Annotated in this window: 24 protein-coding genes; 21 read left to right on the plus strand and 3 right to left on the minus strand. The window is 71.5% G+C overall.

Features of this window, described 5'->3' with window-relative positions; all coding sequences use genetic code 11:
* Positions 1–245: 245 nt before the first annotated feature.
* From AC51EU_RS00705 to AC51EU_RS00790, 18 genes are all read left to right on the plus strand, one after another.
* Entirely contained in the window at positions 246–1049 is an 804-nt protein-coding gene (locus tag AC51EU_RS00705) for a ParB/RepB/Spo0J family partition protein (RefSeq protein ID WP_496264643.1), read from the plus strand.
* 333 nt (positions 1050–1382) lie between these two features.
* On the plus strand, positions 1383–1892 hold the full coding sequence (locus AC51EU_RS00710; RefSeq protein WP_496264591.1) for a hypothetical protein: 510 nt from the start codon (positions 1383–1385) through the stop codon (positions 1890–1892).
* 40 nt (positions 1893–1932) lie between these two features.
* The gene (gene gmd / locus AC51EU_RS00715) at positions 1933–2997 is read left to right on the plus strand and encodes a GDP-mannose 4,6-dehydratase (protein ID WP_496264644.1); all 1065 of its coding nucleotides are present in this window, start codon (positions 1933–1935) and stop codon (positions 2995–2997) included.
* A gap of 262 nt (positions 2998–3259) precedes the next feature.
* Entirely contained in the window at positions 3260–3997 is a 738-nt protein-coding gene (locus AC51EU_RS00720; protein WP_496264592.1) for an FkbM family methyltransferase, read from the plus strand.
* Between the two features lie 5 nt (positions 3998–4002).
* Entirely contained in the window at positions 4003–5742 is a 1740-nt protein-coding gene (locus AC51EU_RS00725) for an N-acyl-D-amino-acid deacylase family protein (protein WP_496264593.1), read from the plus strand.
* Between the two features lie 64 nt (positions 5743–5806).
* Positions 5807–7042, plus strand: a complete 1236-nt coding sequence (locus AC51EU_RS00730) for an aspartate aminotransferase family protein (protein WP_496264594.1) — start codon at positions 5807–5809, stop codon at positions 7040–7042.
* 1 nt (position 7043) lies between these two features.
* The gene (locus tag AC51EU_RS00735) at positions 7044–7301 is read left to right on the plus strand and encodes an acyl carrier protein (RefSeq protein ID WP_496264595.1); all 258 of its coding nucleotides are present in this window, start codon (positions 7044–7046) and stop codon (positions 7299–7301) included.
* The gene (locus AC51EU_RS00740) at positions 7298–8431 is read left to right on the plus strand and encodes a beta-ketoacyl synthase N-terminal-like domain-containing protein (protein ID WP_496264596.1); all 1134 of its coding nucleotides are present in this window, start codon (positions 7298–7300) and stop codon (positions 8429–8431) included. The genes AC51EU_RS00735 and AC51EU_RS00740 overlap by 4 nt, the downstream gene beginning before the upstream one ends.
* Complete coding sequence (locus tag AC51EU_RS00745) at positions 8431–9180, plus strand: 3-oxoacyl-ACP synthase (RefSeq protein ID WP_496264597.1); 750 nt, start codon at positions 8431–8433, stop codon at positions 9178–9180. Before AC51EU_RS00740 ends, AC51EU_RS00745 begins: the two co-directional genes overlap by 1 nt.
* A 2-nt stretch (positions 9181–9182) precedes the next feature.
* A complete protein-coding gene (locus AC51EU_RS00750) occupies positions 9183–10532 on the plus strand; it encodes a class I adenylate-forming enzyme family protein (protein WP_496264598.1) in 1350 nt (449 codons plus the stop codon).
* A gap of 120 nt (positions 10533–10652) precedes the next feature.
* Positions 10653–10901, plus strand: coding sequence for an acyl carrier protein (locus AC51EU_RS00755; RefSeq protein WP_496264599.1), 249 nt, complete (start codon positions 10653–10655; stop codon positions 10899–10901).
* Complete coding sequence (locus AC51EU_RS00760) at positions 10898–11932, plus strand: cysteine peptidase family C39 domain-containing protein (protein WP_496264600.1); 1035 nt, start codon at positions 10898–10900, stop codon at positions 11930–11932. The genes AC51EU_RS00755 and AC51EU_RS00760 overlap by 4 nt, the downstream gene beginning before the upstream one ends.
* On the plus strand, positions 11929–12669 hold the full coding sequence (fabG, locus tag AC51EU_RS00765; protein ID WP_496264601.1) for a 3-oxoacyl-ACP reductase FabG: 741 nt from the start codon (positions 11929–11931) through the stop codon (positions 12667–12669). Before AC51EU_RS00760 ends, fabG begins: the two co-directional genes overlap by 4 nt.
* Positions 12670–12700: 31 nt before the next feature.
* Entirely contained in the window at positions 12701–13996 is a 1296-nt protein-coding gene (locus tag AC51EU_RS00770) for a glycosyltransferase (protein WP_496264602.1), read from the plus strand.
* An 8-nt stretch (positions 13997–14004) separates the two neighbouring features.
* Complete coding sequence (hyg17, locus tag AC51EU_RS00775) at positions 14005–14982, plus strand: Myo-inositol dehydrogenase Hyg17 (RefSeq protein ID WP_496264645.1); 978 nt, start codon at positions 14005–14007, stop codon at positions 14980–14982.
* Between the two features lie 70 nt (positions 14983–15052).
* Positions 15053–16135: an inositol-3-phosphate synthase gene (locus AC51EU_RS00780; RefSeq protein ID WP_496264603.1), complete on the plus strand. Its 1083-nt coding sequence runs from the start codon at positions 15053–15055 to the stop codon at positions 16133–16135.
* A 141-nt stretch (positions 16136–16276) separates the two neighbouring features.
* Positions 16277–17524 (plus strand): MFS transporter, encoded by a 1248-nt coding sequence (locus AC51EU_RS00785; RefSeq protein WP_496264604.1) that lies wholly within the window; start codon positions 16277–16279, stop codon positions 17522–17524.
* A gap of 4 nt (positions 17525–17528) precedes the next feature.
* Positions 17529–18644 carry a hypothetical protein gene (locus AC51EU_RS00790; RefSeq protein ID WP_496264605.1) on the plus strand — a complete coding sequence of 372 codons (1116 nt, stop codon included), beginning with the start codon at positions 17529–17531 and terminating at the stop codon, positions 18642–18644.
* Positions 18645–18707: 63 nt separating this feature from the next.
* Here AC51EU_RS00790 and AC51EU_RS00795 read toward each other — a convergent pair whose 3' ends face one another.
* Positions 18708–19259 carry an AAA family ATPase gene (locus tag AC51EU_RS00795; RefSeq protein WP_496264606.1) on the minus strand — a complete coding sequence of 184 codons (552 nt, stop codon included), beginning with the start codon at positions 19257–19259 and terminating at the stop codon, positions 18708–18710.
* 117 nt (positions 19260–19376) lie between these two features.
* Between AC51EU_RS00795 and AC51EU_RS00800 the strand changes: the two genes are divergently transcribed.
* Together AC51EU_RS00800 and AC51EU_RS00805 are read left to right on the plus strand one after the other, a co-directional pair.
* Positions 19377–20681 carry an acyltransferase domain-containing protein gene (locus AC51EU_RS00800; protein ID WP_496264607.1) on the plus strand — a complete coding sequence of 435 codons (1305 nt, stop codon included), beginning with the start codon at positions 19377–19379 and terminating at the stop codon, positions 20679–20681.
* Positions 20682–20690: 9 nt separating this feature from the next.
* A complete protein-coding gene (locus tag AC51EU_RS00805; RefSeq protein WP_496264608.1) occupies positions 20691–21677 on the plus strand; it encodes a GDP-L-fucose synthase family protein in 987 nt (328 codons plus the stop codon).
* A gap of 17 nt (positions 21678–21694) precedes the next feature.
* Here AC51EU_RS00805 and AC51EU_RS00810 read toward each other — a convergent pair whose 3' ends face one another.
* A complete protein-coding gene (locus AC51EU_RS00810; protein ID WP_496264609.1) occupies positions 21695–22552 on the minus strand; it encodes a MaoC/PaaZ C-terminal domain-containing protein in 858 nt (285 codons plus the stop codon).
* A gap of 57 nt (positions 22553–22609) precedes the next feature.
* On the opposite strand from AC51EU_RS00810, the gene AC51EU_RS00815 reads away from it, so the two are divergent.
* Positions 22610–23257, plus strand: a complete 648-nt coding sequence (locus AC51EU_RS00815; protein ID WP_496264610.1) for an HAD family hydrolase — start codon at positions 22610–22612, stop codon at positions 23255–23257.
* On the opposite strand, the gene AC51EU_RS00820 is transcribed toward AC51EU_RS00815, so the two are convergent.
* A complete protein-coding gene (locus AC51EU_RS00820) occupies positions 23244–24059 on the minus strand; it encodes a mycofactocin-coupled SDR family oxidoreductase (protein ID WP_496264611.1) in 816 nt (271 codons plus the stop codon). The two genes, AC51EU_RS00815 and AC51EU_RS00820, sit on opposite strands and share 14 nt — an antisense overlap.
* Positions 24060–24105 lie beyond the last annotated feature (46 nt).

Genomic DNA, 24105 nt, shown 5'->3' on the forward strand with positions numbered 1-24105 from the left:
ACACGGTCGCGGGAACCGGGGTGCGCACTCAGCCGAACATACTGACAGCCAGTGAGCCGTACACGCCATCGCCGCTTGGGGGGATCATGCCGACAGTTCCCGGCACACCACGTGACGACCGCGCCGATCACGTCACTCCGCTCCATCGGCGTGTCAGTGAGCGGTGCGTCTGCCTGCCCATCGCGTCGCTGCTGCCCGCCGATTCCCCCCGCCTCCGCGGTGAGGACCTGCAGCACGTGCAGCTCATGGTGGAACTGGACGACGAACTGCAACCGATCATCGTGCACAAGGAGTCCATGCGGGTGATCGACGGCATGCACCGCCTGCGGGCCAGCGTCGAGCGTGGCTGCACCACCATCCGGGCCCGTTATTTCCACGGCAGTGACAGCGAGGCATTCCTTTTCGCCGTCCAGTCGAATACTACGCACGGCCTTCCGCTCACCCGCGAGGAACGCAGGGCCGCCGCCCGGAGGATCATCTCGGCCTTTCCCGAGATGTCCGACCGGGCCCTTGCGAAGTGCACCGGACTGGCCCAGCAGACCGTCACCAGGATCCGGCACCAGCTCCCGCCGGCCGGACCGGGAGAAAAACGCATCGGGATGGACGGCCGCGCACGCCCTTTGAACCCCAACGAGAACCGCAGGATCGCGGAACAGTATCTCAGGGAGAACCCGGACGCCTCTTTGCGGGAGATCGCGCGCGCGGCCGGGATCTCGCCGTCCACCGCCCACGACGTGCGCCGGCGCGCCGCTCACCGGAACACCCCCGGCAGGCCTCCGGCGCACCGGCCCGTGTCCCGGAGGGAGGACGGGCCCTCGCGCCCCGAGCAGCAGCGCACGCTGGAGCTGCTGGCCCGCGACCCGTCCGTGCGGCACACCGAGGCCGGGCGCCTGCTGGTGCAGTGGCTGCGTTTGACCGCCGCCATCAACAAGAATCACAAGCTGATAGTGAGCAGCATCCCCGAGCACTGCGCCGAGATCGCGGCACGGGCCATGAGGGTGTGCATGTCCAACCTGGACGAGTTCGCCAGGAGGCTGGAGCAGCAGTAGGCGGCGTCCGCCGCGTCCTGCCGTGCGGAAGGCGCGCCGCGCCTTTCCGGGCCGGCTTCACGGTGCGCCTTCGAAGGGCCGCCCGTGGTGTTCGACCGCACAACGTTGTGCATTTGGACACCGCTTGACCCGCTCCTTCGGCAGCTCATAGCCTCATGGCATTCGATCACTGAACGATTCCCTTTGCACCTTGCACTGCGGAGACTTCGCCGGCGTCTCACCGCGCGGTCCGCGCATTCATCTACTTTTCGGCCACCACAAAGACGATTCCCAGTGACAGGATCGCCATGACTCCGAACGCATTGGCATTTCCCGGCACGCAATGGTCCTGATATGACGGAACTGTTGCAGGAATTCTCCTCGGCCCCGCCGCAGACGCGCATGCTCGTGTGCGCGGACGGGTCGACCACCGTGCTGCTCAACGCCCTGGTGGGCGAACGGGTGCGTATCGAGGTCGACCACCAGCGGCGGGTTCCCGCCGCGTGTGTCCGGCGGATCGGCTGCCGCATCCTCAAAGCCGCCCCCGGCGCCCTGGTGGTCGACCGCCAGTCCCGGATCCTCACCTCGGGCAAGGACGTCATCAGCGTGAACCGGGTCGTGGTCGCCGAGTGGGGCAGCCGCAGCCTCGTCCCGCCGCCCGAGGAGCTCCTGGGCCCCTACCTGAAGCGGACGGGACTGGCGCTGGAACGCGAGTTGCTCTCCGTCTCACGCGGCACCTGGCCGCTGGGGCCGGCGCCCGGCTGCGTGAGCAAGGAGTACGTCATCGACTGCGGCGACGCGGGCCGGGTGTACGTCCACGAGCGATTCAACCCCAGGTTCGTGCCTCTGGAGAGAGACGACTGACTGTCGTGCCGTCCAGGAGGAACGCGCTGCCACCGAGAGGATCACCGTGAAGCGGGCACTGATCACCGGAATCACGGGGCAGGACGGCTCCTACCTCGCTGACCTGCTCTTGGGCAAGGACTACGAGGTCCATGGCATAGTCCGCCGCAGTTCGAGCTTCAACACCCGGCGGCTCGACCACATCTACCGCGATCCGCACGACGCCGGCCGGCGTCTGATCCTGCACTACGGCGACATCAGTGACGCGAGCCGCCTCGTGACGCTGCTGATGCGCATCCGGCCGGACGAGGTCTACCACCTGGCCGCGCAGTCCCATGTCCGGGTGAGCTTCGACGAGCCGGAACACACCGGTGACACCACCGGGATGGGTACCACCCGGCTGCTCGAGGCCATCGCCATGTCCGGGAGCGACATCCGCTACTACCAGGCCTCGTCGTCGGAGATGTTCGGCGCTACGCCGCCACCGCAGGACGAGCGAACCGCCTTCCACCCGCGCAGTCCGTACGGCGCGGCGAAGGTGTACAGCTACTGGATGACGCGCAACTACCGGGAAGCGCACGGCATGTTCGCGGTGAACGGCATCTTGTTCAACCACGAGTCACCGCGGCGGGGAGAGACGTTCGTGACCCGCAAGATCGCCCGCGCGGCGGCGCGCATCAAGGCCGGCCTCGACAAGCACGTGTACCTCGGCAACCTCGACGCCGTCCGCGACTGGGGATACGCCCCGGAGTACGTCGAGGGCATGTGGCGCATGCTCCAGCTCGACCAGCCGGACGACTACGTACTGGCCACCGGGGTCGGCTCCACTGTGCGGGAGTTCGCCGAGCACTGCTTCGCCCACGTCGGCCTCAACTGGTACGACCACGTGCGCTACGACGAGGTCTACCTGCGCCCGACGGAGGTGGACGCCCTGGTGGGCGACGCCTCCAAGGCACGCGAGGACTTCGGCTGGACCGCGCGAACGCGCGTGGACCGCCTGGCCCAGATCATGGTGGACGCCGAGCTGGGCCGGCTCGCGACGAACGACCCGGGCGCGTGGGGCACGGCGCCCTTCGCGGACTCCCGGGCGCGCCCGGACCGCCCGAGACCGGTCGTCCCCCGCTGACCCGTACGACGGGCCGGGGCCGCCCGCCCCGGCCCGCTTCCAGCGCCCCCTACCCGGAGCAGGTTGTGCCATGCCCAGATCCGATCGAACCGCCTGGCGGACCGAACTAGACCGGCGCTCGCACACGGCCGGGCTCCGCGGGCTCACGCACCGCCTGCGGCACCCGATCAGAACGTCGTACCCGAGCACGCGTGCGCTGCGCGCACAACGGCACCGCGGCGAGGGCCGTCCCTCGTCCGCGAAGACCTTCTGGGGACAGCGGATGGCGATCTCGCTGCCGGAGGAGGTGTCCGTCTCCATCCACCGCCACGGCTTCGTGGACTATGACCTCACCGCCTTCCTCCTGTCCCACCTGCGCCCCGGCGCGACCGTGCTCGACGTCGGCGCCCACATCGGCTACTACACGATGCTGGCCAGTGCCCTGGTCGGCCGTGGCGGGCACGTGACAGCCTTCGAGCCGACGCCCTCGACCCTGTCGGTGCTGCGGGCGAACGCCCGCGGCCTCCCCAATGCCTCGGTGGTGCCCGCGGCGGTCTGGTCGAAGCGGGAAGAACTCGTCTTCTACGACCGCGGACTGGGCTACAGCGCCTACAACTCGGCGTTCGAGGCACGGCTGCCGGACGTCGTGCGCGAGCGGGTGCCGTCCGAGCCGATCTCCGTCGGGGCGGTCCGCCTGGACGACCATGTGCGCGCCGAGGGCCTCGACGTCGACTTCGTCAAGATCGACGCCGAGAGCGCCGAGGCTCACGTCCTGGCCGGGATGAGCGACCTGCTCGCCCGCCAGCAGCCCGTCATCTCCCTGGAGGTGGGGGATCTCGACGTGGCCGGAGCGCCGTCGAGCCGCGAGCTGGTCGACACGCTGCGGGACGCGGGATACGAACCGTGGGAGCTGCACCACGGAACCCCCGTGCCGCACAAGCCGCAGACCCGCTACGCGTACCAGAACCTGATCTTCGCGCGGACGGGCCGGCGGCCCGTGTCCCCTCAGAAGGAGGCCTGACCGCAGTGCACGACCTGATTGTTCGCAGGGGCTCGGTGTGCGACGGATCCGGTATCCCCGCGCGCACCGCCGACGTCGCGGTGGACCACGGTGTGATCACCAAGGTCGGCCGCGTCACCGGGCGCGGCCGGACCGAGATCGACGCGGACGGCTGCCTCGTGACGCCCGGGTTCGTCGACATCCACACGCACTTCGACGGGCAGATCAGCTGGGACCCCCTGCTCACCCCGAGCTGCTGGCACGGGGTCACGTCGGTGGTCATGGGTAACTGCGGGGTCGGTTTCGCCCCGGCGCACCCCGACCGCCACGACTGGCTGATCGGCCTCATGGAGGGGGTCGAGGACATCCCCGGCGCCTCGCTGTCCGAGGGCATCACCTGGAAGTGGGAGACCTTCCCCGAGTACCTCGACGCCGTGGAGCGCGTCCCACGGGTGCTCGACGTCGCCGCGCAGGTCCCGCACGGCGCGCTGCGCGCCTACGTCATGGGCGACCGGGGCGCCGACAACGCCCCGCCGACCGGGGACGACCTGCGCCGGATGTGCGCGCTGGTCCGTGAGGGCATCCGGGCGGGCGCCATCGGGTTCTCCACCTCGCGCACCCTCACCCACCTCGCCATCACCGGCGCCCCGGTGCCCGGTACCTTCGCCGCCGAGGACGAGCTGTTCGCGCTGGGCGGTGTGCTCGGCGAGCTGGGTACCGGCGTGTTCCAGCTGGTGCCGCTGGGCGCGGGCGGCGAGAAGGTCGACGACCCGCTCGGCGAGATCACCTGGATGCGCCGGCTGTCGGCGGCGGTCGGCCGTCCCGTCACGTTCGGGCTGTTCCAGAACGACAACGACCCCGACGGGTGGCGCGAGCTGCTGCAGATCGCCGAGGACGCGGTGGCGGGCGGCGCGGACCTGCGCCCGCAGGTTGCGGGCCGGCCGTTCAGCGTCATCATCAGCCTGGACTCCACCCACCCCTTCCACAAGCGTCCCTCCTACAAGCGGATCGCCCATCTGCCCTCGCGCGAGCGGCGTGCGGCGCTGCGGGATCCGGCGCTGCGGGAGAAGATCCTCGCCGAGCGCCCGGAGAACTCCGACCCCCGTTCGGCGCTGTTCCCGCAGGGCTACGAGCGGCACTTCCCGATGACGTCGACCGCCCCGGACTACGAGCCCGCCGCCGACCAGTCGTTCGACGCCATCGCCCGGCGCACCGGGCAGTCGCCCGAGGCGCTCATCTACGACTTCCTCGCCTCCGAGGACACGAGCGGGATGATCTTCCGGCCGCTGCTCGGGTACGCGGAGTACACGCTTGACCCGATCCGCGAGATGCTGCTGCACCCGCAGGCGGTGCTGGGGCTCAGCGACGCCGGGGCGCACTGCCGGCTCATCTGCGACGCCAGCACGCCGACGTCGATGCTGACGCACTGGGTGCGCGACCGCAGCCGGGGAGCGCGACTGCCGCTGGAGTTCATCGTCAAGAAGCAGACCTGGGAGCCCGCGCGGCTCTACGGGCTGCGCGACCGCGGGCTGCTGCGCCCCGGCTACCGGGCCGACATCAACGTCATCGACCTCGACCGGCTCAGTCTGCGTGCCCCCGAGTTCGTCCACGACCTTCCGGCGGGCGGCGGGCGCCTGGTCCAGAAGGCGGACGGCTACGCGGCCACGGTCGTCGCGGGTGAGGTGACCTTCCGCGACGGCACGGCGACCGGGGCGCTGCCGGGCAAGCTCGTCCGCGGCACGCGGTCCGGGCCGGCCCTCCTGTGACCTGGGGCCGCACGTGGTGGGAGCGGGCAAACCGAGGACGACACGCTACAGAGGAGACCAGGCCGTGACCGATGTGACCGCAGAGCTCCGGCTCGACAATTCGATGAAACTGCTCGCCCGTGGCCGGCTCGTGGACGCGACGCTGTCCGAGAAGGACTACGTCATCGAACGGGACCGCCTGGTGGACGGGGCCTACCCCGTCTACGGCGAGCGGGCCCGGGGCGCCCGGGTCTGGGACGCCGACGGCAATGAGTACCTCGACTACATCCTGGCCTACGGCACGATCATCCTCGGCCATGTGGACCCGGAGGTCACCGAGGCCGCGAAGCGGGAGATCGACGAGGGTTTTTCCATCACGCTCCGCAAGCGGACGCACATCGAGCTCGCCGAACGGCTGATGGGGATCATCCCGGGGGCGGAGCGGGTGTTCCTGCTCAAGACCGGCTCGGACGCGACCAGTGCCGCGGTGCGTCTGGCCCGCGCGTACACGGGTCGCGACCGGGTCGTGCGCTGGGGCTACAACGGGTGGCACGACTGGGCCGCGCAGCGTCCCGGCGGGATCCCCGGGGCCGTGCGGTCGCAGGTGGCGACGTTCCGGTACAACGACCTCGACAGCCTGCGTGAGGTCTTCCGCCGTCATGCCGGGCAGGTGGCCTGTCTGCTCCTGATGCCGTTCGAGCTCGACCGTCCCGAGCCCGGCTTCCTCCAGGGCGCGGTCGATCTGGCCCACGAGCACGGGGCGTTGGTGGTCTTCGACGAGATGCGCTCGGGTTTCCGGGTGGCGCTGGGCGGGGCGCAGGAGCTGTTCGGTGTGCGGGCCGACCTGGCGACGTTCAGCAAGGCGATGGCGAACGGCTGGGCGGTCTCGGCGCTCACCGGCCGGGCCGATGTGATGGCCATGGTCGGCAGGACGCACATCTCGTCCACGTTCTATTCCAACACCGTGGCGATGGCCGCGGCGGTGGCGACGATCGACAAACTGGCCGACGGGGCCCTGCTCGAACGGGTTCGCACGCTCGGTGAGCGGCTGCAGGGCGGCCTGAACGCGCTCGTGCGGCGCCACGGCGTCCCGGCCGAGGTACGGGGGGTGCCGCAGATGCCGTTCTTGTCCTTCACTCCTGACGAACCGGGCCGCGCGCGGCTGTTGCAGGACACGTTCTTCCGGGAGACCACCCGGCGGGGTGTGCTGCTGCATCCCACCCATCACTGGTTCATCTGTGCCGCCACCACCGACACCGACCTCGACCGGACGCTGGCCGCCTGCGACGAGGCGTTCGGGGCCGTGGCAAAGGTGGCGTGACGTGGCGGTGGACACCCATGAGGGGATGCTGGCGCGGGTGCGGGCCAAGCTCGCGCACCGGTTGGGGGAAGAAGGGGGGCTGCCGTGGCTGGCCGACACCGAGCCGCTGACCCTGGCCGGGGTCGACTCGGTGCTGCTGATCACGGTGGTCGGGGAGCTGGAAGGGGAGCTGGGTGTGATGCTGCCGGACAGCGCTGTACTGGAATCGGCGAGCATCGACTCGCTCGCCGCGGCCCTCAACGGGGGTGAGAGGCCATGAGCACGGCGAGAGGTGAGGTCGCCGTCACCGCGGCGGGCGTGTGCAGCCCGGGTGGTGTGGGCGTGTCCGCGCTGTGGGAGGCGCTGGCCACCGGGCAGGCGCACCGTCCGCCCGTCACGGCGTTCGATGTGGCCGGCGCCACCCTCGGCGCGGCAGGCCAGGTGCCCTGCCACGGCAGTGCTGGCGGCGCGTGGCGCACCCTGGATCTCGCGGAGTCGGCGGTGCTGGAGGCGTTGGACGGTGTCGACGACGCCGGGCGTGAGCACACCGCGCTCGTCCTGGGGACCACCGATCCCGGTGTGGTTCCCGCCAGGCCGGGGAATCTGGCCGGTGACCTGGCCGCGGCCTGTGCCGGGCGGACCGGTCTGGGGGGCGAGGCCGTCACCGTCGTCACCGCCTCCGCGTCGGGTGCCTCGGCCCTCGCGGTGGCCCGTGACCTGGTGGCCGTCGGTGACGTCCCGGCGGCCGTGGCCGGCGGCGCCGACGCCGTGACCGACATGGCCTTCCTCGGTCTGAACTCGCTGCGCACGCTGGGCCCGGAGGGCTGCAGGCCGTTCAGTACCCGGCGGCGGGGCATCGGCCTGTCCGAGGGCGCGGCGGTGTTGCGGCTCGCGCCGCTCGGCGGTGCCGTGTCCGGCTCCCGCGAACCGCTGGCCGTGCTGGCCGGGTGCGGGTTGACCAATGCCACCGGCCACCTCGTCGCGCCGGGGGCCGACGGCATCGAGAGGGCCGTCCGGCTCGCCCTGGCCGACGCGGCTCTCGAACCGCGGGACGTCGATTTCATCAGCACCCACGGCCCGGGAACCCGCCGTGGCGATGACGCGGAAGTCGCGGCGCTGCGGGAGGTGTTCGGGCCGCGTCTGGCTTCGATACCGGTCAACAGCGTCAAGGGCGTGCTGTGGCACATGCAAGGTGGTGCGGGTGCCGTCGAGGCGCTGGCCTGCGTCCTGTCCCTGGCGCACGGCGCGGTCACCCCGACGTGGGGTGCCGTGCCGGTGGATCCGGCGTTCGCGGACCTCGACCTGGTCCTCGACGACGGCCCGCGGCGCGTGCCGGGGCTGCGCACGGCGCTCAGTGTCTCCTGTGGCCTGGGCGGTATGAACACCGCGCTCGTCTTCCGGAGGGCCTGATGGACGACTCCTTTGTGATCACTTCCGCTGCCTCGGGCCAGGTGGACACCGAATGCCTGTGGCGCGCCGGCGCGCGGGGCGCCGACGGTTGGCGGGAGGTGAACAGGTGGACGCAGGAACTGCCGGAGCGTATCGCCGAGGTGGCGGGCCGGGCGCTTGCCGGAGCGGGTGAGCAGGAGCCCGGTGAGGCCGCTTGCGTCGTCGGCTCGCTGTACGGCTCGGGGCACGTGGCGGAGAGCATCCGGGAGCGTCTGGATGCGGGTGCGCGTGCTTCGCTGGCGCCGGAGTCCTTCTTGTACTTCAACCCGCACGGTGTGACGTCCTTGATCTGCCTGCGTCACCGGTTGGGTGGCTTCTGCGCCACGTTGCTGGGCGCGGGTGCGGGTCTGCAGGCCCTGGCGGTCGGGCAGCGCAGGCTGCGGCTCGTGCCGGACACGCCGGTGCTGTGCGGTGCGTACGAGTTGCTCAGTCCGGCCGCCGCCGGGGCCTGCGGCAGTGACCCGCTGCCGGGGTCGGCGGTGTTCGTGGTGCTGGAGACGGCCGCGCGGGCGCGGCGGCGTGGTGCCCGGGTGCTGGCGCGGCTGGGCGCCGTCGAGACGTGTCCTGCGGCGGCGGCGCGTCCGGGTGATGTGCGCGCGACCGCCCCGCTGGCCGCGCTGCTGTGCGGCGACGGTGCGGCGGGGGCGGTCACGGTGACCGCGGCGGGTGGCCGGCACGGCTACCGTGTCACGGCCCGCTGGGGAGGCTGATCGTGGACGACACCCTGGTGGATGTGCTGGCCGGTCACCGCCGTGCCGGCCGCGGCGGGCGCGTCGCGCTGGTGGACCGGCGCCGGTCGGTGACCTATGCCGCGCTGGAGCACGACGTCACGCGGCGGATGCGGGAGTTGAAGGACGCGGGCATCGGGCCGGGCACCCGGGTCGGTGTCGTCCTGTCGTCCTTGATCGACTCGGTGGTCGACTTCGCCGCGGCGATGTCCTTGCACGCCGCCGTGCTGGTGTTGCAGGAGCGTGCCGGGGCGGCGGAACGTTCGGCCGCGCTGGCCGACTTCGGTGCCGGGGTGGCCATCGCCGACGGCGTGGTGGCCCGGCTCGGTCCGGCGGGGCGCGGCGGCACGGGGGGGCCGGCGTTCGCGGTGACGAGCTCGGGAACCAGCGGCCGGCCGAAGGTGGTCTGCCGGGAGTGGTCGGGGACCTGGCGCAACTCGGCGGCTTTCGCCCGGGGTTTCGGCCTCGATGCCGGCGATGTGGTGCTGACCACCAGTCCTCTCGGCCACAGTTACGCGATCGAGGCGGGCACGCTGGCCGTCCTGTCGGTGGGGGCGTGCCAGCTGGTACCGTCCGGGGCGCTGACGCCCGCGCAGGCCGCGCTTTTGGCCGAGCGGCACCGGCCCACCGTCCTGCAGAGCGTGCCGGTGGTGCTGGAGTGGTGGGGTCGCAGCGGGGTGCCGCGTACGTGTACCTGGAGCCGGTGTGTGAGTGCGGGTGATGTCCTTCCTTCCCGTGCGGTGGCGGCCTGGCACGACGCGGGTGTCGCCGTGCACGACCATTACGGCAACTCCGAGCTCGGTCAGCTGACGCTTGCGCCCGCCGGGGGTGGGGGCGGGCGTCCGCTGCCCGGGGTCGGTCTGAGGGCGGGCAGCGGTGAGCCCGGTCCGGTGGTGGCCCGGTTTCCGGGTCTGTTCCCGGTCCGGATGGAGGCGGGGTGTGCCGTGCCGCTCGCGGATGCCGAGGGGTGGGTGGCCACCGGTGACCTCGGGGTGCTCGGCGACGGTGGGCTGCGGCTGACCGGTCGTAGTGACCTGCTCATCAACATCGGCGGGAACAAGGTTTCTCCGGCGGAGGTGGAGGCCGTGTTGCGGGCGGTGCCGTGGGTGAACGACTGCGCGGTGGTGGGGCGGCCGGGGCCCTCGGGAGAGAGCCAGGTGTGGGCCTTCGTCGAGGCCGGTGCCGACGAGTTCGACGCGGCCGCGCTGCGGCGCCGGGCCAGCGAGCTGCTCATGGCGGTGAAAGTGCCTTCGGTGATCCGTCGGGTCGACGAGCTGCCTCGTACGGGCAGCGGAAAGATCCGCAGGGGGCTGCTGAGGGAGACCGGCGGCTGACGGCCGGGAGTGCCGGCCGGCACGTCACCGGCCTTCGGTAAGGCGACAGAGCGACAGGCAACGGAGAAGGGAAGAACAGTGACCGAAGCTACGAATGCGCCGCGCAGCGACCGTGAGCGTGTGCTGGAGCTCATCACGAGCGTGCTCGCCGAGCGGCCCCATCTGCCCGACCAGTTGGACGAGAACACCACGCTCGACGAGATAGGCATGGACTCGCTGGACCTGATCGTGGTGCTCTCGCGTTTCGAGGAGCGGTGGGGGGTGCCCTACGACGAGGAGGAGACCGACTGGACGGTCTTCAAGAGTCTGGGGCATCTGGCCGACAGCCTGACCGCCCGTGCGCGGGCCGCGGGCGGAGAGCTGCGGTGACGGGCGCGGCGGCCCCGCGGTTCGACCAGCAGGGGGCGCTGGGGTGGCGGGACCGGGCGCTGGACGGCCTGAACTGCGTGCTGCGCTGCGTCGAGGCCGTCCTGCGGTTCCGGGGTCTGGAACCGCTCGCGGTGGCGCGGGCGCTCAACGGCCCGCTGGACCCGGTGGGCCGGGACCTGGCCAAGGACTTCGACGGCTGCCGGGTGGACTACCGCACCGAGTTCGACGACGGCAGCCGCAACGTGCCGTTCGTCCTGGAACGCGTCGCCGCGGGCGAGCCGGTGATGGTGCTGCCGGACCGGTTCCATCTTCCCGGCGACGTGTACGAGGGCCGCTTCCACTTCCACGATCACGCGGTTCTCGCGACGCACTGGTCGCCTCATGACGGTGTCCTGACTGTCTTGAACACCGATGCCGCCCCGGACGACGACTTCCGGCTCCAGTGGGCCCTGACGCCGCGGATGCGGGCGCTGTTCACGTGGGTGGGCACGGTCACGGTGACCGGCCCGCCCGACACGTCCGGTCCCGAGGAGTACTTCGCCGGGCGGTTGCAGCGCGATACCGCGCTGTTCTCGGCGGGTGTCGGTGCTCTTGGTGAGCTCCTGGACGAACTCACGGAGTGCGGACTGGGCCTGGTGACGGCCCGGGCGCTGCACGTGCTGGTCCTCGGCGACGTCCAGCCGCTGCTGTTCCTGTACGCGAACGCGCTGGCCGGGCCGGACGGGCCTGCCGTCCTGCCGCCCGGTATGGCGGCGGTGCGGACCGCGGCGCTGGGTGCCCGGGTGTGCGCCAAGCGGCTGGGTCTGGCTTTGATCGCGGCACATGAGCAGCCCGATCCGCTCGCGGCGTACCGCCGTGCCATGGAACTGGCCCGGCCGCTGCGGGCCTCGCTGGAGCGGCTGCGGGAGGCGCTGTGCGCCGCCGGCGGGCGGGAGGGGCGGGCCGATCCCGGGGCCCGTGCCCGGCTGCGCGGGCGGTTCGCGCACATCGAGAACATCTGCTTCCCGCTGTCCGGGGAAGCGTCGGCATGAGCGGGCGGGCCGCTTTGGTGACCGGGGGCTCAGGTCCTCTGGGCCGGGCCGTCGCGCGCGAACTGGCCCGGCAGGGCCAGGCGGTGGCGGTGCACGCGCACCGTAACGAGGAGGCCGCGGCGGCGGTGGTCGGCGAGTTGCGGGCGGCGGGCGCGGGCGCGCTGGCGGTGGCGGCGGACCTGTCGCGTCCTGGCAGCGGTCAGCGGGTCGTGGAGCGGGTCGTGGAGGAGTTCGGTCGTCTGGACACGCTCGTGGTCAATGCCGGGGTGCACCGCGACCGGCTGCTGCTGGCGGTGTCCGAGGAGGAGTGGGGCGAGCAGGTCGCCGTCAATCTGGGCGGGGCGTTCCGCTGTTTGCAGGCCGGGGTGAGGGCGATGACTCGGAACGCGGGCGGGCGTGTGGTCCTGGTGTCGTCGGTGGCGGGGCTGCGCGGGCAACCGGGCCAGGCGGCCTACGCGGCTTCCAAGTCCGGCCTGCACGGGCTGATGCGGACGACGGCGAGGGAGTACGGGCGCTACGGGATCACGTGCAACTGCGTGGCGCCCGGTCTGGTCGCCGGCACGCCCGCTCACGACGGTTTGCGTACCGGGGTGCGGCAGGAGGTGGTGGGGCGGACGCCTCTTGGGCGGGCGGCCCGCCCGGAGGAGATCGCCTCGGTCGTGGCGTTCTTGTGTTCCCCTTCCGCGTCCTACGTCTCCGGTCAGGTGATCGCGGTGGACGGCGGGATGACGGCCTGAGGGCGAGGACGGACAACGAGCAGGAGGACGTGTGAGCGAACGAGTGTTGTTCTTTCCCTGGGGCTGGGGCGGGGGTGCCGCGTACACCGGGCGTTGTCTGGTTCTGGCCGCGGCGCTGGCCGGGGCGGGTGACGAGGTGGCGTTCGCGGACTGCGGTATCAATGCCATGGTGCGCGAGGCGGGGTTCGCGGTCCTCGCGTCGCAGGCGGGGGCGCCGCGTCCGCCCGAGCGGCATCCGATGCCGCCGTATCTGCCGTTCGCCGATGTGGAGCGTGTGTTCGCGGTCGCGGCGACGTACCACCGGATCGACCGGGTGCGGCAGCGGATCGCGGCGGATGCCCGTTTGATGGAGAGCTACCGGCCCACGCTGGTCGTCATCGACATGTGCCCGACGGCGGCCCTCGCCGCGCGGGCCAGGGGCATCCCTGTGGTCTCTCTCGCCGATGCGGACTTCGTCACCCCGCGGGCCAACGGGTGGATGCCGTGGTCGACGGTGGCGCCGCGTGATCTGCTGCCGCATCCGTCGAGCCTGCCGGTGTGGGACGAGGTCTCGCGGGAGCTGGGGCTGGGCCCGGTGGCCCGGGCCGAGCACCTGTTGTGGGGCGATGTCACGCTGGTGTCGAGCCTGCCGGGCCTCGAACCGCTCGAAGGGCCGCCGCACCGGGGCCGGCTGCACTATGTCGGGCCGATGTACTGGAATCCGGTGGGGGCCGCCGATGCCTCCCCCGGTCTGCCGGCCGGTGGCCCGCGGGTGTACGTGACCATCGGCAGCGGCGGCACCGTGGGCCGTGGGGCCATGCAGAACATCCTGGATGCCTGCGCGGGCAGGCCGTGGTCGGTGTACGTTTCCGGCGGCTTCGCGTTCGAGGGTGCTGTGAACGTGCCGGACAACGTCGTGATGGCCGGCTTCACCGGTCTGGACGCGCCGCTGGCCTGGGCCGACGTGGTCGTCAGCCACGGTGGTTCGGCCTCGGTGCTGGCCACGTTGTCGCACGGCAAACCGTCGGTCGTCATGCCGTTCATGTCGGAGCAGGAGATGAACGGCAGGCAGCTGGTGGAGGGTACCGGGTCCGGGGTGCTGCTGCGGAGCAGTGAGACCACCGCGCGTGGGCGGCTGGTGTTCCGGGACCGGTACTCGGGCCCGTCCGACCAGCCGTGCGTGCGCGTCGGTGACATCCGGCAGGCCATCACCGAGGTCCTGGGCGACGGCCGGTTCACCGAACGGGCCGCGCTGTGGGGGCAGCGCCTGCGCGAGTGCCGCAGGTCGGCGGACCTGGTGGGCCTGAGCCATGGTGCCGCCGCGGTGGCCGGGGGGGTGCGGCCGTGACCGCGCCGCTGAGCGTCGGCATCGTGGGCTGCGGGCAGATCGGTGCGATGTACGCCCACCACCTGGACGCGCTCGGGCCGCACCGGCTGGTCTGTGTGGACGCGGACCGTGCCCGTGCCGAGAAGCTGGCCCGGGAAGCCGCCTCGGCGGGTGTCGCGGGCTCGGTGGAGGAGCTGGTCTCGCGCGGCTGTGACGCGGCGCTGGTGACGGCGGGCACCACGGCCCACCCGGAACTGGTCGAGGCGCTGGTGGAGGCGGGGGTGCCGACACTGTGCGAGAAGCCGCTCGCCATCGACCTGCCGCGCACCGAGGCGCTGGGCACGCTGGCCGAGCGGCGCGGTGTTCCGCTGTGGGTGGGTTTCCAGCGGCACTTCGACCCGGGGTTCGCCGATCTGCGGGCCCGCACGGTGGCGGGGCGGCTGGGCCGTCTGCAGCTGCTGCGGCTGGTCTCGCACGATGTCTCGCCGCCCCCGATCGCGCGGCTGCGCCAGAGCGGTTCGGTCTTCACCGACCTCATGCTGCACGACTTCGACATGGTGCAGTGGCTCACCGGCCGCAAGGTCGTCCAGGTCGTGGCCGACGGCGCGGCGCTGTCGTGCCCGGAGCTGGCGGACATCGGTGACTTCGACACCGTCGCGACGCTGGTCCGTCTGGACGACGGCACCCTGGGCGTGCTCTCCGCGGGCCGGTGGCAGCCCCTGGGGTACGACGTGCGTGCCGAGGTCCTCGGTGACCAGGGGAACTGGGAGAACGGTTGGTCCCGTGCGAGGGCTCCGGGGGCGGGCCGGGCGGCGCCGCGTTTCCGGGGGTACTGGGACCGGTTCGCGGTCGCCTACCGCGCGCAGGTGCGGGCGTTCTTGGCGAGGGCGGCCGGCGGGCCGGCCGACCCGGCCGCGGGTACCTGGCGCGACTCCTACGACGCGCTGCGCTGTGCGCTTGCGGCCGAGCGGTCGGCGGCGTCGGGGTCGGTGCCGGTGGCGTTGTGAGCGCGGGCGGGCCGGGCGTTGCCGGTCCGCGCGCGGACCTGTTGAGCTGTGATTCTGCGAAGGGACAACCATGGGCAAGATCCGTGTGGCCGTTGCGGGTGTCGGCAACTGTGCTTCCTCGCTCGTGCAGGGAGTGCGGTACTACGCGGGGGCGGACCCCTCGTCTCGTGTACCTGGGTTGATGCACGTCGAGTTCGGTGATTATCACGTGCGTGACCTGGAGTTCGTCGCGGCGTTCGACGTGGACGCCAAGAAGGTCGGACAGGATCTGGCCTCGGCCGTCTTCCGGTCGGAGAACAACACCATCAAGATCTGCGATGTCCCGCCGACGGGCGTCACGGTCCTGCGGGGGCCCACTTTGGACGGTCTGGGCCGCTACTACCGGCAGACCGTCACCGAGTCGGCTGCGGATCCGGTCGATGTCGTCGCGGCGCTGCGCGAGAGCGGGGCCGACGTGCTGGTCTCCTACCTTCCGGTCGGCAGTGAGGAGGCGGACCGGTTCTACGCGCGGTGTGCGATCGACGCGAAGGTGGCCTTCGTCAACGCGCTGCCGGTGTTCATCGCCTCGGACCCGTGGTGGGCGGCGAAGTTCACCGAGGCGGGGGTGCCGATCGTCGGTGATGACATCAAGTCGCAGGTGGGCGCCACGATCACGCATCGGGTGCTGGCGCGTCTGTTCGAGGAACGTGGTGTGCATCTCGACCGCACCATGCAGCTCAACGTCGGTGGCAACATGGACTTCCTCAACATGCTCGAACGTGAGCGTCTGGAGTCGAAGAAGACGTCGAAGACGCAGTCGGTCACGTCGCAGATCGGCCATGCCATGGGCCGGGGTTCGGTGCACATCGGGCCGTCGGACCATGTGCCGTGGCTCGACGACCGCAAGTGGGCCTATGTGCGTCTTGAGGGGCGGGCGTTCGGTGATGTCCCGTTGTCGCTGGAGTACAAGCTCGAGGTGTGGGACTCGCCGAACTCGGCGGGGGTCATCATCGACGCCGTGCGGGCGTCGAAGATCGCGCTCGACCGCGGGATCGGCGGGCCGCTGCTCGCCCCGTCGTCGTACTTCATGAAGTCGCCGCCCGAGCAGTACAGCGACGCGGAGGCCTTCGACGCGGTCGAGGCGTTCATCGCCGCACCCGGCGGGCATCCGTAGCGTGCGCGAACTTCCGGTACCGGAAGTGCTGTTGGGGACGTGCGGTGGTGATGGGCGTGTCTGCGCGGTGAGATGCTCGTATGCGTTGTCGCAGTGAGAACGTATGCGGCACAGGAACCCAAGAGGAAGAGAGCGCCTGCCATGTCCCCTCCCGTCTGCCTGGCGCCCGATTCCGTCCGCGCGCGGGACTTCCGCCTGTTGTGGACCGGTAGCAGCATCAGCCAGTTGTGCGGGATGTCGACGGTGCTCGCCTTTCCGCTGCTCGCCGCGCACAGTCTCGGGGCGTCGGTCGGCGAGGTGGCTCTGATCACCGCGGCGGGTTATCTGCCGTGGCTGATCGTGACCCTGCCGGCCGGTGTCTACAGTGCCCGGTTGCCGCCGCGGACGGTGCTGCTGCTGGCCGACGCCAGTCGCGCGGTGATCGTGACGATGGTGCCGGTCCTTGCGGTGACCGGGCATCTGGCCCTGTGGCATCTGTACCTGTCGAACGTCCTGGTCAGCTGCGCGACGGTGTTCTACGAGATCGTGTACCTTTCCATGCCGCCGCGGCTGCTGCCCAAGGAGAAACTCGTCCAAGGCAACGTCCGGTTACAGATGGCGCGGGTGATGTCGTTGGCGTTCGGGCCGACGCTGGCGGGTTTCACCGTGCAGGTGCTCGGCGCCGAGCACGCCCCTTTGCTCAACACGGTGGGCTTCCTGGCGTCGTTGTCCTGCAACCTGCTCATGCGCGGCCGTACCGAGGCGGCCGCGGCACAACGTTCCGGGGGCGTGCTCGCCGAGCTCGCGGAGGCCGCCAGGTTCGTCACCCGCCGGCGTGTCATCCTTGCCTCGATCGCGGGCTCGGCCGTGGGGAACTGCTGTTTCGCCGCGTACGAGGCCCTGGTCGTCGTCTTCCTCTCGAACGACGTCGGGGTCTCGCCCGGCACCCTGGGCATGCTGCTCGGGTCCGTCGGCCTCGGCGGCATGGTCGGGGCGTTGGGTGCCGGACGTGTCAGCCGGCGTCTGGGCACGGCACGCTCGGTGTGGATTCCGGCGGCCGTGCTGGCGCCGGCGGGTCTGCTCCTTCCGCTGACCCGGCCGGGCCCCGGCCTGCTGTTGTTCCTGTGCGGCGCCCTGCTGTTCCACGCCGGGTACGTCGTCTTCACGGTCGGGCAGTCCACGCTCGTCCAGTTGCTGACGCCTCCCGCTCTCCTGCAACGGACGGTCGCCTGCGTCCGGTTCGTCAGCCGCGGCATGCTCTTCGTCGGTGGGCTGGTGGGCGGTGGCCTGGGGACCCTGTTCGGTCCGCGGCTCGGGTTGGCCGTCGTGATGCTCGTCTGGATCAGTGCCCCGCTCATCACCGCGTCCTCGCGGCTGCGGAAGTGGCGGGACATCCCCACTTTGGAGTGACCACATGCCTGAGACGATCGACATCGTCATGACAACGATCGGTTCCGGGGAGTTCCTGGAACACTTCACCGGCACCCTGGCCGAGGACGGCGCGCGGCTGGTGGTGATACCTGACAGGAAGACGCCGCGGGCGTTCTACGAGGCCTGTGAGCGGGCCCGTGGCAGGGGGGCTGCGATCGTCTCCCCCGACGTGGAGGAACAAGACCGGCTCCTGGCGAAGCTCGGTGTGCCCGGTCTGGTCCCCTACGACTCCGACAACCGCCGCAACATCGGCTATCTGCTGTCGTACCTGAACGGCAGTGCCTTCGCCGTCTCCATGGACGACGACAACTTTCCGGTGACCCGCCCGTTCCTCGACGAGCACCGGGTCGTGCTGCGGGGGCCCGTCCGGCACCGTGTCGTCTCGGCCTCGAACGGCTGGTTCAATGCGTGCGACCTGCTGGACGTCAGCCCCTGCCGCGTCTTCCCCCGGGGTTTCCCCTACGGCCCCCGGCAGGAGGAGGCCGACATCACCCGGGCGCAGGAGCTGGCCGACGTACGTGTCAACGCCGGGTTGTGGCTCGACGACCCCGATGTGGACGCGGTGACCCGGCTCGCGGTCCGCCCGCGGGTCACCGCCCATGGCGGTGAGGCCGCGGTGCTGGCGGCGGACACGTGGTGCCCGGTCAACTCCCAGAACACCGCCGTGCACCGCGACGCGCTGCCCGCGTACTACTTCCTGCGCATGGGCCAGCCCATCGGCGGGGCCGCGGTCGAGCGCTTCGGCGACATCTTCAGCGGGTACTTCGTCGCGGCGTGCGCCAAGCACCTGGGGCACGCGGTGCGGTTCGGCGGGCCGCTGGTCAACCACGAGCGCAACGAGCACGACCTGCTCCACGACCTCGCCATCGAGCTGCCGGCGATCCGTTTCATGGACGAACTCCTCGCGTGGCTCCAGGAGTTCCGCCTTGAGGGCAGTGACTACCGTGAGGCCTACGCCTCGCTCAGCCACGGCCTGCAGGACTTCGCCGAGCGGGCCACGGGCCGGGCGTGGTCGCCGGAGGCACGGGCCTTCTTGCACCGCAGCGCCCATCACATGCGTACCTGGCTGGCCGCTGTCCGCCGTATCGACGGCGCCTGAAAGCGTGCGGGTCCGGCGCGGGCCGCTGCCCGTGCCGGACCCGGGCCCGCCGGCCCAGGCGGATCAGTTCGCCGCCAGGATGGTGTCGATGGTTTCCTTCAGGGTCATCCCGGAGGTGTCGAACCACTCCCCCTCGCCGCCGAGTTCGCTGCGCATCGCCTCGTCCAGGAACGACCAGTCGTCCGCGAGGCTCTTGTCCCGTGCGGCGAGCCGCCGGGAGACGACGTCGGGCGACGGTGCCAGGACGATCAGGCGCAGTGGCAGGTCCTTGAGGTGCTCGCGGTAGAACTCCAGGTGTGCGCGCCTGACGACCACGTCGTCGAGGACGGGGACGACGCCGGCGGCGTGGAAGCTGCGTGCCAGCAGCGATCCGTTGCGGGCGCGCAGCAGGAGCTGGCGGTCGGCCTCGAGGTCCTCCACGGGCTTGGGCAGGTGGTTCCCCGACACGATGAGGTCCTGGAGGTGGTCGCCCTCGATGTGCGCGGCGAGGGGGAACCGGCGGGCCAGCCCGGCCGACACCGAGCTTTTCCCGGAGCCCGGAATGCCGATGACGAGAAATACGCAAGGGGCCGGTTCAGTATCGACGACCTGGCCCTGAAAGGATGTTTCCGGCATGCTTCTTCTACTCCTTCGTCGTCATTTCCGGGTGGCGGGCCGGTGCGGCCGGCGCGGGAGATCGTAACAACTGCCGACTACCTGTCCGTTCCGTTTTCCGGAAAGCAGGAAGTTCTTATGCCGATCAGCGGTTCAGTATCGCCCCCACAACCTTGCCTCTTGATGTTTTCGGCCAATGATCACGCGAAGTTGACGGCTGCGGCGGAATCGGCCGCGCAGTTGCTGGCCCGTGGTGCCCGGCCTGATTCGGTGGCGCCGTCGCGGCTTCCGGCCGGGGCCGGCGCGGAACGTCTGGCCGTCGCGGCCGCGGATGCGGCGGGTCTGGCCGAGGGGCTGGCGGAGTTCGCCGGCGGGGTGCCCAGTCCCCGGTGGGTGTCGGGCCGGGCCGACGGCGCCGCCGAACCGGCCGCGTGGTGTTTCGGGGGCCACGGCAGCCAGTGGCCGGGGATGGGGCGGGCCCTGCTCGATACGGCGCCGGCCGCCGCGCGGGTCCTGCGGGAGCTCGACGCGCTGCTGCCCGGCGGGGTGGTCGGGCCTTTGCGGGCCGCGGGAGAGGGGGACAGCGGCGGGCCCGAGACGACGCAGCCGCTCATCTTCGCCGTGCAGGTCGCCCTGGCGCGCTGGCTGGAGTCGCAGGGGGTGCGGCCGTCGTTCGTCGTGGGGCACAGTCTCGGCGAGGCCGCCGCGGCCCACGTCTCGGGTGCGCTCACGCTGGCCGAGGCGGCCCGGGTGGTCGCGGTGCGCTCCGCTTTGCTCGCGCGGGCGGCGGGCGGCGGTGTGATGGCGACGGTCGGTCTGGACCGGCACACCGCGCGGCGGCGCTGTGCGGAGGCTGCGGGTACGGTGGTCGTCGCCGCGCACAGTGCGCCGCGGGAGACGGTGGTCACCGGGGAGGACGGGGCGACGCGGGCGCTGGTGGCACGGCTTGAGGCCGAGGGGGTGCGGTGCCGGCTGATCCGGATCGACGCGGCCTCGCACAGTCCGTTCGTCGACGGTGTGCTGCCCGGCATGCGTGCTGCTCTGTCCGGTCTGGCTCCGCGGGCGCCGCGCATCACGTGGATCTCGACGGTCGATGCCGCGCCGGACGCGGCGGGCCTGGCCACCGGGGACTACTGGGCGCGTAATCTGCGCCGGCCCGTGCGGTACACCGAGGCGGTGGCGGTGCTGGCCCGCCGGGGTGTGCGGGCGTTCGTGGAGATCGGTCCGCATCCGGTCCTGGTTGGGCCGACCCGGGACACGCTGCGGGCCGAGGGGGTCAGCGATCCGCTGGTGGTCGCCTCCGGGCGCCGCGGGACGCCGGAGCCGGTCGCGCTGCTGCGTGCGCTGGGGGCCCTGCAGTGCCGGGGCCTTGTCCTTCCCGCCCCCGAAGGCCGGCCAGGCGTGCCGCGGCCGGGCGGGGAACCGATCTGCGACCGAGGATGAGAGGCAACGATGTCCCCCCTTCCCCCTTTCCTGGAGCGTTCGGCGACCGTGCTGGTCGCGGGCTCGTCCGGTCTCGTGGGTTCGGCGGTGGTCCGCCGTCTGAGGGCCGAGGGTTTCACCTCGGTCGTCGGGATCGGTTCCGCGGATGTGGACCTGACCGACGAGCGGGCGGCCCTGGCCTGTGTCTCCTCGGTGCGGCCCGACGTGGTCGTCGACGCGGCCGCGCGGGTCGGCGGCATCGCGGCCAATGACGCGCAGCCGGTGGAGTTCCTCGACGACAACCTCCGTATCCAGACGAATCTGTTCGCGGCCGCGCACGCGGCGGGGGTGGACCGGCTGCTGTTCCTGGGTTCTTCGTGCATCTATCCGAAGCACAGTCCGCAGCCGATCCCGGAATCGGCGCTGCTGACCGGCCCGTTGGAGGAGACCAACAATGCCTATGCCATCGCGAAGATCGCGGGGGTGATCGCGGTGCAGTCCTACCGCAGGCAGTACGGCCGCCGGTGGATCTGCGCGATGCCGACGAACGTCTACGGCCCCGGGGACACCTTCCATCCGGCCCGCTCCCATGTGCTGCCCGCGCTGATCCGGCGGTTCCACGAGGCGCGCGGCAGTGGTGCCGAGGAGGTCGTCGTCTGGGGTACGGGCACGCCCCGGCGGGAGTTCATCCATGCCGACGACCTGGCGGCGGCGTGTGTGCATCTGCTGGCGTGCTACGACGATCCGTCGCCGGTCAACGTCGGGGTCGGTGAGGACCTCACCATCGCGGACCTGGCGCGGCGTGTGGCCGACGCGGTCGGCTACACCGGCCGGATCGTGTGGGACACGAGCAGGCCGGACGGGACGCCGCGCAAGCTCCTGGACGTCTCGCGGCTGCGTGCCACGGGGTGGCGGCCGCGCATCACGCTGGGGCGGGGGCTGCACAGCACCGTGCGGTGGTACGCGGAGCACGCCGCGCACCTGGGCGAGGCGGGCCGGCGGCCGGTGGCGGGGTGAGCGGGCGGCCTGCCCGGTCAGCCGGTGGTGGCCGTCCGCCGCCAGAACCTGCCGCGGTCGACCACGACCGTGTGGCGGGAGCGGACGTCGAACAATGCCGATCGTCCGCGGTCCCAGATCCGTACGGTGAGGTCCTGGCCGGGCAGTACCGGTGCGGTGAAGGAGGCGGACATGGTCCCGAACCTGCTGGTGTCTCCTTCGCACAGGGAGTGCAGCAGCGCCCTGCCGGCGTATCCGAAGGTGCACAGTCCGTGCAGCAGCGGGCGGGCGAAGCCGAGGCGCGCGGCGATCGCGGGGTCGCAGTGCAGGGGGTTGAGGTCGCCGCTCAGCCGGTAGAGGAGCGCCTGGTTGGCGGCGGTGCGGTAGCCGATGGTGTGGTCGGGCTCGCCCTGCGGGCGCTGCCACGGTTCCCGCTCGCCCCGGTCGCCGCCGAAGCCGCCTTCGCGGCGGATGGTCAGTCCGGTGCGCAGGTCGGCGAGGGGCCGGCCGGTGCGGGTGTCGGTGCAGGAGGAGTCGATGACCGCGAGGGCGTTGCGGCCTTGGTCCAGGAGTGTGGTGAGCCGGGAGGTCGTGGTGGCCGTGCCCTCGGTGGGCAGCGGGCCGTGCAGGGTGAGCGACTGCTCGGTGTGCAGCAGTTGCGAGACGTCGAAGTCGCCGAGGGCGGGCCGGTCCTGCGGGGAGGCGAAGGTGGTCGCGAAGGTCGGGAGCACGGCGGCCGGTGCGTTGCCGCAGTGGCCGGTGGTGAACTCCAGCTCGCGGGTGGGGTCCTGTGCGCCGGCGCCGACGCCGATCGCGTAGAGGGCGGTGTCGTGAAATGCCCAGCCACGGGTCCCGGAATGCCAGGACTGTCCAATTATTTCGTGGTAAAGCGCCATGGTGTTGCGCCTTTCTGCTCTGCCGTTCATGGAACCGAGACCCGGTACGGGGGTTGCGTGGTGATCCGGACATTGCTGGTCGACGCGGGTGGGGTCTTGTTCAACAACATCACGGAGGAGACGTCCTTCGTCCCGGATGTCGCGCGCCGGTACGCCGCCGACGCGGACCGGCTGCTGCGGGGCGTCAAGGCCTCGGCGCATCTCTACGAGAGCGGTGCTTTTCATGTGCATGATGTCCTGCGCGGTCTGCTGGAGGAGGCGGGCAGTCCCCGGGCGGGGGCGTTCGACGGGGAGTGGGCGGACGGCCTGTACGCCGGCAGTGTCCGCTGCTACGGCGCCAACGTCACGGAACTGGCGGCGGTGGCGCGGGAGCATCCGGAGCTGACGCTCGCCCTGGCCAACAACGAGGCCGAGCACTGGGACCACCTCAAGAACGAGCGGTATGGGCACTACGGGCTGTTCGGCCGGCTGTGCTCCTCGTGGCGCGTGGGCCGGGTCAAGCCGTCGGCCGGGTACTTCGCCGCGGTGCTGGAGCGCTGCGGGAGCGCTCCGCACGAGGCACTGATGGTCGACGACCGGGCCGCGGTCGTCGCGGCCGCCCGCCGCCTGGGCATGCACACGCTGCACGTCACCACTCCGGTGGTGCTGCGGGCCCGGCTGCGGGCGGCCGTCGAGGACCTGGCGGCCGGGCTCAGAACTCACTGACCCCGGCGTCGACGGCCAGGGCGTGCGCGGTGATGTGCCGGGAGGCGTCGGACACCAGGAACAGCACGGCGTCCGCGACGTCCTGCGCCGGGATGCCCTGCACCGGCAGCATGTTCACCAGCATGCCGCGCAGCCGCGGATCGGCCATGCTCGCCTTGGCGACCTGGGTGAGCATGGGGCGGCTGCCCATCGTGGTGTCGACGCCGGTCGGGTGCACGCTGTTGACGCGTATGTTGAACCGGGCGAGTTCGGCGGCGAACGCCTTCGCCATTCCGCGCACGGCGAACTTGCTGGTGGTGTAGGGGATCATGAAGGGCTGTACCTTCAGGCCCGCCGAGGAGCTCATCAGCACGACGGCGCCGCCGCCCGCCTCCACCAGGTGCGGCGCCGCCGCCATCACCGTGTTCCAGGTGCCGCGCACGTTGATGTCCATCGTGTCGCGGAAGATGTCCTCGGTGACCTGGTCCCAGGCACAGGGGATGCAGATGCCCGCGTTGGCGACCACCGCGTCGAGGCGCCCGAGGGATTCGACGGCCCGGTCCACCCCGTCCCGCAAAGCCGCGAGGTCGCGGACGTCGGCGACCACCGGGACGACCCGCCGCCCGGTGGCCTGCGCCAGGGCCACGGTTTCGTCAAGGTCGGAGCGCTCCGCCGAGGCGTAGGCCACGCCGGGCAGCGCCGCGCACAGGTCGACGGCGATCACGTCCGCGCCCTCGCCCGCCATCCGCAAGACGTGCTGGCGCCCCTGTCCGCGCGCCGCTCCGGTCACCAGAACGGTCTTGTCCTGCATCAGTGCACTCACCGCATGGTCCTTTCCCGATGCCTGCGCGCCCGGACGTCCGCCGCCA

It is taken from the genome of Candidatus Streptomyces philanthi, from assembly GCF_059553635.1.